The organism is Micromonospora phytophila (genome assembly GCF_023656545.1).
GTDB classification, from domain to species: domain Bacteria; phylum Actinomycetota; class Actinomycetes; order Mycobacteriales; family Micromonosporaceae; genus Micromonospora; species Micromonospora phytophila.
Window position 1 is genome coordinate 1 of sequence record NZ_JAMOKF010000371.1, and the last position, 4,824, is coordinate 4,824.

Genomic DNA, 4,824 nt, shown 5'->3' on the forward strand with positions numbered 1-4,824 from the left:
CGGCGAGCACCGGCGTGCGCCGGTCCTCACGGCCAGAGCAGCTCGCGTTCCCAGCCCGGGCCGGTGCGGCGGTAGCGCAGCCGGACGTGCCGGCGCTTTGCGTCCGCCTGCCAGAACTCGACCCTGTGCGGCGCGACCGCGTAGACGGTGTGCGTCCCGGCGACCAGGTCCGGGTCGGCGGTCAGCCGCTCCCGGACCCGGGCCAGCTCGCGGTCCAGCGCGGCGCGGTCGGTGAGCACGTCGCTCTGCCGACCGGCGAGGCCGGCCACCCGTGACCCCTCGGGCCGGGCCAGGAAGTCGGCCCGGGAGACGTCGGGGTCCGCCACGGCGGCGATCCCCCGCACCCGGACCTGGCGGCCCTGCTCGCGCCAGTGGAAGCTGAGCGCGGTCCGGGGGTTCGCGGCGAGCTGGCGGCCCTTGGCGCTGGCCGAGCTGGTGGCGAAGTGCCAGCCGGCCTCGTCGAGGTCCTTGAGGATCAGCACCCGGGCGTCCGGCATGCCGTCGGCGTCGACGGTGGAGACGGTCATCGCGTGCGGTTCGTCGACGCCGGCGTCGACCGCGCCCGCCATCCACTCGACGAAGAGGGCCAGCGGATCGGCCGGGGCCGCGGCCGGGTCGAACGACGGCATGTCGTGCGCGAGCACCGGCAGGCCACGGAGCAGGGTACGCATCGTCATGCCATGATCCTTCAGCAGGGGCGGCGGTGTTCGATGCGCCATCCGGCGGCGCGGGCGGCGGGCCGTCCGGATAGGCTGACGCCGCTATGGATTCCCGTACCGGTCTGCCAGTTGTCGGGATGGTGGGCGGCGGCCAGTTGGCCCGGATGACCCATCAGTCCGCGATCGCCCTCGGCCAGTCGCTGCGTGTCCTCGCGCTGACCCCCGACGACGGCGCCGCGTTGGTCGCCGCCGAGGTCCAGTACGGCGACCACACCGACCTCGCCGCGCTGCGCACCTTCGCCAAGGGCTGCGACGTGGTCACCTTCGACCACGAGCACGTTCCGACCGAGCACATCCGGACGCTGGCAGCCGAGGGTGTGAAGCTCTTCCCGCCGGCCGACGCGCTGCTGCACGCCCAGGACAAGCGGGTCATGCGCGAGCGCCTGGGTGAGCTGGGCGCGCCCAACCCGGCGTGGCGGCCGGTGACCGAGCCCGCCGACCTGGTGGCCTTCGGCAACGGGACCGGCTGGCCGGTGGTGCTGAAGGCGGCCCGCGGCGGGTACGACGGGCGGGGCGTCTGGATGGTCGACGACGCCGCGCAGGCCGCCGAGCTGGCAGCCACCCTGCTGGCGGGGGGCACCCGGCTGATCGTCGAGGAGCGGGTGCCGCTGCGCCGGGAGCTGGCCGTGCAGGTGGCCCGCTCACCGTTCGGGCAGGTCGCCGCGTACCCGGTGGTCGAGACGGTGCAGCGCGACGGCATCAACGTCGAGGTGCTCGCCCCGGCGCCGGGCCTGCCGGCGGAGCTGGCGGTCGCCGCCCAGCAGCTCGCCATCGACTTGGCCACCGCGCTCGGTGTGGTCGGCCTGCTGGCGGTGGAGCTGTTCGAGGTCGCCGATCCGGCGGCGCCGACGGGCAGCCGGATCCTGGTCAACGAGCTGGCGATGCGGCCGCACAACTCCGGTCACTGGACCATCGAGGGCGCGCGGACGTCGCAGTTTGAGCAGCACCTGCGCGCGGTCCTCGACTACCCGATGGGGGACACCTCGCTGACCGCGCCGGTCGTGGTGATGGCGAACGTGCTCGGCGGCGAGCCGGGCGGGATGGCGATCGACGAGCGGCTGCACCACCTCTTCGCGGCCGAGCCAGGCGCGAAGGTGCACCTCTACGGCAAGCAGGTGCGTCCCGGGCGCAAGATCGGGCACGTCACGGTGCTCGGCGACGACCTGGACGACGTACGGGCACGGGCCGCGCGGGCCGCCCGCTGGCTGCGCGAGGGGCAGGCGTGAGCGCGAGGAGTGAGCTTGCGAGCCCCGCAGTCGCGAACGAAAGGCAGGCTAGCGTGAGCACCGTCGGGCTGATCATGGGCAGCGACTCGGACTGGCCGACGATGAAGGCCGCCGCCGAGGTGCTGGACGAGTTCGAGGTGTCCTACGAGGTCGAGGTCGTTTCGGCGCACCGCACCCCGGTCAAAATGATCGACTACGGGCGGGCCGCGGCCGACCGGGGCCTCAAGGTCATCATCGCCGGCGCGGGCGGCGCCGCGGCGCTGCCCGGCATGGTCGCCTCGGTCACCCCGCTGCCGGTGATCGGCGTGCCGGTACCGCTGAAGCACCTCGACGGAATGGACTCGCTGCTCTCCATCGTGCAGATGCCGGCGGGCGTGCCGGTGGCCACCGTGTCGATCGGCAACGCCCGCAACGCCGGGCTGCTCGCCGTCCGCATCCTGGGCGCCGCCGACCGTGCCCTGCTCGACCGGATGGCGGCCTACCAGGCCGACCTGGAGCAGTTGGTGGCCGAGAAGGACGCGGCGCTGCGCGCCTCCCTGGCCTGAGCAGCCCGCCGCCGCTCCGGTGGCCGCAACAAACAGACATGGCCCGTGTGCTCCGGCGGCCGGAAGTAACTGACATGGTCGGAAGCAACTGACATGGCCGTGTGCTCTGGTGGCCGGAAGCAACTGACATGGCCGTGTGGCCAGGTGGCCCGAGGAGACCGACATGGCCGTGTCGGCCGCTGAGGATCGCCTGACCGTCGGTCACGGACGGTCGCGACCCGATCGGGCCAGCACACTCCGCCGTCCGCCCTTTGCTCTGCACCCATCGGTGCACCAGAGCTTTTACCTGGCGTTTCGTCTTTCCGGACGCATGGGCAAGGCGGGGTCATGTGACGCACCGTCACTCCCCTCCGGTGAGTGCGGGGCGCGCGGCTAGCGCGGTCGCCATGGGACGTGGCGTCACTTGCTTTCGCGTTCCTTGACGGGTGGCGCGGTGACTACGAGACGCCATGGCACTGGCGCGCCCGTGGGTGCAGAGCAAAGGGGATGAGACGGTCGCGGGAGTTGGCGCGGGCGACGAAGAACCGGCTCAGGTCCTCCGGGTGGGGTGCCGGCTCGTGGTGCCGGGCCTCGCCGCCTCACCCGCCGACGCCCGCGCCGTGCGTCGCGGGAGTCGCCGTGTCACCCGTCGACGCCGATGCCGTGCGTCGTGGGAGTCGCCGCCTCACCCCGGCGACGCCCACGCCGTGCCGGGAGTCTCCGGGCCGCCGTGACGGCACCGCCGCCGTGACGGCACCTGGCCGATGTCGCCGTAGACCTCAGGCAGTACGGCGGCTGCTGGGACCTGTCGGTCTCACCGCATCCCGCGCAGGGCGGTCTGCAGGCGCTCCTGGGCCCGCCGGCGGCGCTCGTTGCTCGCGCCGAGCACCAGCAGCAGGATCCCGACGGGGATCAGCGCCAGCCACGGCCCGAAGCTGAACAGCGCGTGCACCGCCGCGATGGCGGTGACCGTGGCGCCGACGATCACCGGCGCCTGCTGCTGGCTCGTCGACCCGAAGATGAGCACGGCCACCGCTCCGAGCAGCAGCAGCACCTGCCGCAGCGTGCTGGACTCGGTGGCCAGCACGATCGCCAGGGTCGGCACGAACGCGGCCACCAGCGCCGGCCCGTACGCGACCCAGCTGCTCAGGTCGGGCCGGTGCCGCAGCTCCAGCACTCCCACGAGCAGGGCGAGCGCCGCGAACGGCAGCGTGTACGCCTCCGGCAACGCCACGTCGGCGACCCGCATCAGGATCCACCAGGCGCTGATCTCGCAGACCACCACCGCCCAGAACAGGATCCGCCGCTCCACCGGGCGGCGACCCGGCCGGGTCGCCGCCACCCCGAGGACCGCACCCCAGGCGGCCAGCAGCGCCGCGATGTGCCGGGGTGAGTCGAAGGCCAACGCCAGGGCGATCAGCGCGGCGGCGTGCCCGCTCCACTCGACGGTGGCCGCCTCGCGCTGGGCCTCGGGGCGGCGCAGCCGGGGCAGGGTCGCGGCGAACACCTGCAGGGCCGCGCCGACCGCGAGCACCCCGAACGCCGACCAGACGGCCGCGAGACCGGCGACCAGGCCGGCGGTGAGCACGAAGAGCTGCCCCATCAGCGAGGCGAAGAGCCAGCCGAGGATGCGTGCCCGCTGGGTGACGCCGAAGAGCGCCGCGACGGTGCCGACGCCGACCGCGCCGCCGAGGGTGAACAGGGTCAGCTCCCGGGTGGCGAGGCTCCCGGCCAGCCCGGCGCCCCCGGCGGCCAGGCCGATCACGAAGACCAGCACCCGGGCCAGCCGCAGCGAGCGGGCCCGCTCCGCCAGCGCGGGAGGCGGGGTCAGCGCCAGCCCCAGCATCGAGATGGTGAAGACGGCCAGCGCCGCCAGGACGCTTCCCGGCCAGCCGACGCCGAGGGAGACCGGGGTGATCAGCAGGGTCACCGCGGCGCCGGGCAGCACCACCGGCACCGCCCGGGAGCGCCGGCCGCCGCTGAAGCCGGTGGCGGCCAGCGCGGCGGTGGCGGTCAGCAGCAGCGCCGTCAGCACGCGGGTCGGGTCCACCACGTCCGGTGGCGGGGTGAGCAGTTCCGGCGGGGGGCCCTGCCACACCCGGGTGAGGGTGCGGTGCGGCTCGACCAGCGCGACGACCAGGGAGGGGGCGATGGAGATCAGCGCCAGGACGGTCGGCAGGGCGGCCGCGGCGAGGGCGCCGGCGGCGGGGCTGACCCGCCACCGGCGTTGCGTCCCGTCGTCCGGCAGCCGCCGCAGCGCCCCGTCCAGCAGCACCGCCCAGCGCCGTACCGGCTGGGCCGAGCCGGCGGGCGGTTCGGTGGCGCCCCGGATCAGCTCGGCGAGCACGCCGAGCA

At 74.4% G+C, this 4,824-nt stretch carries 4 protein-coding genes; 2 read left to right on the forward strand and 2 right to left on the reverse strand.

Going from position 1 to position 4,824, the window contains the following annotated elements:
• Nucleotides 1-26: 26 nt before the first annotated feature.
• On the reverse strand, nucleotides 27-677 hold the full coding sequence (locus NCC78_RS27575) for a pyridoxine/pyridoxamine 5'-phosphate oxidase (RefSeq protein WP_250798141.1): 651 nt from the start codon (nucleotides 675-677) through the stop codon (nucleotides 27-29).
• Nucleotides 678-763: 86 nt separating this feature from the next.
• On the opposite strand from NCC78_RS27575, the gene NCC78_RS27580 reads away from it, so the two are divergent.
• Together NCC78_RS27580 and purE are read left to right on the forward strand one after the other, a co-directional pair.
• Nucleotides 764-1,945, forward strand: a complete 1,182-nt coding sequence (locus NCC78_RS27580) for a 5-(carboxyamino)imidazole ribonucleotide synthase (RefSeq protein WP_250798142.1) — start codon at nucleotides 764-766, stop codon at nucleotides 1,943-1,945.
• Nucleotides 1,946-1,998: 53 nt separating this feature from the next.
• A complete protein-coding gene (gene purE / locus NCC78_RS27585; RefSeq protein WP_250798143.1) occupies nucleotides 1,999-2,490 on the forward strand; it encodes a 5-(carboxyamino)imidazole ribonucleotide mutase in 492 nt (163 codons plus the stop codon).
• 793 nt (nucleotides 2,491-3,283) lie between these two features.
• On the opposite strand, the gene NCC78_RS27590 is transcribed toward purE, so the two are convergent.
• Nucleotides 3,284-4,824 (reverse strand): SCO7613 C-terminal domain-containing membrane protein (locus NCC78_RS27590; RefSeq protein WP_372495219.1); only part of this gene is annotated, 1,541 nt, incomplete at its 5' end.

Excerpts from the sequence above, each read along its gene's own strand:
- NCC78_RS27575 (WP_250798141.1), bottom strand. The coding sequence starts at position 677 with ATGACGATGCGTACCCTGCTCCGTGGCCTGCCGGTGCTCGCGCACGAC.
- NCC78_RS27580 (WP_250798142.1), top strand. The coding sequence starts at position 764 with ATGGATTCCCGTACCGGTCTGCCAGTTGTCGGGATGGTGGGCGGCGGC.